Origin of the sequence: Actinospica durhamensis (assembly GCF_018139695.1) — a bacterium.
Taxonomy (GTDB): Bacteria; Actinomycetota; Actinomycetes; order Streptomycetales; family Catenulisporaceae; genus Actinospica; species Actinospica durhamensis.
Genome location: NZ_JAGSOG010000573.1, coordinates 1 through 1448, shown reverse-complemented (window position 1 = coordinate 1448; position 1448 = coordinate 1). Strand labels below are relative to the sequence as shown.

Genomic DNA, 1448 nt, shown 5'->3' with positions numbered 1-1448 from the left:
CGACTCCCACTGGGCATCCGTCAAATCACCACGCGCCATGACCCAGTTCTACAGCCCCGCCAGCCACAGGCCGAAAACCGCAGCCAGAAAGCATCAACAGATAGTCAGATTCACCAACACTGCCTAGATCGCCCGCGTGGGCCGGGTCGAGGGGTGCCGACGGTCCGCGAGGCGCTGTCCTGACTTAGTGAACCAGCGACACGATTCAGCGAACTTACGAAGAATCCTTACAGAAGATCAGCTGCCGCGCCGGTGGTCTGCCGCTGCACGCGTGATCTCGCCATTCTGGATCACCAAGCCGAAAGATAGTTTCAAAGTTTTCCCAAGCACCATTGCTTTCTTTCGGTCGTTTCGTCATCCTCGGAGCCAGTGCTCTGACGCGGCATCCGGCGCGTACCACGCGACCCCGGGGCCCCGCGCCAACGCGCCCGCACACCCACAAGACGGTCATCCGTCCTTACCCACGAGGATCTCCGATGCACCTGACCGCTCGACCCGCGTCCCGGCGCACCCTCGCCGCCGCGTCCGCCGCGCTCGTCTCCCTCGCCCTGGCCGCCGGGCAGGCCGGCACCGCGCACGCGGCGGCAGCCCCCGCCGCCGTCTACGCCCGCGCGCTCGACGGCACCATGGTCCAGGTCTCCACCGACCGCCCGAACACGCCGGTGCACCCCGAGGCGATCACCCACCCGCAGCTCGACACCATGGGCTCGACCGTCGCCGCGCACGAGGGCGCCGACGCGTCCGCCGCCGTCTCGAGCGCGGCGGTCAGCCCGGCCGCCGCGGTGCCGCAGCTGCCCGGCATCGACGTCAGCTCCTACCAGGGCGACCTGACCTGGTCGAGCATCGCGCCGTACATCGACTTCTCCTACACCAAGGCGACCGAGGGCACGTACTACACCAACGCCGACTTCGCGAACCAGTACGACGGTCCGTACGACGCCGGCATCATCCGCGGCGCGTACCACTTCGCCATCCCGAACAACTCCACCGGCGCGGCCCAGGCGGACTACTTCATCGCACACGGCGGCGGCTGGTCCTCCGACGGCAAGACGCTGCCGGGCGCGCTGGACATCGAGTACAACCCCTACGGCGCCGAGTGCTACGGGCTGTCGCAGAGCTCGATGGTCAGCTGGATCAAGGCGTTCGTGAACGAGTACGCGGCGAAGGAGAAGGCGTACCCGGTCATCTACTCCACCACCGACTGGTGGACCACCTGCACCGGCAACTCCAGCGCGTTCTCCAGCGAGGACCCGCTGTGGGTGGCCAACTACACCGCCAGCGGCGGAGGCACGCTGCCGAACGGCTGGGGTTACTACACGTTCTCCGCGGCGTCGCGCCACAGTGGCTCCCGCAGCGCGCGGGCCCGCTCCAGCAGCTCGGTACGGGCGGGGACCAGGGTGCCGGGCTCGGCCGGCGCTTCCGCGATCGTTGTCATGGTGCTGTATCCC

General features: G+C 68.1%; 1 protein-coding gene. It reads left to right on the top strand.

The annotated features are described in order from the left end of the window. Positions 1 to 476: 476 nt before the first annotated feature. Positions 477 to 1448: GH25 family lysozyme (locus KDL01_RS41105; protein WP_246577699.1), on the top strand; the 972-nt coding region annotated here is incomplete at its 3' end.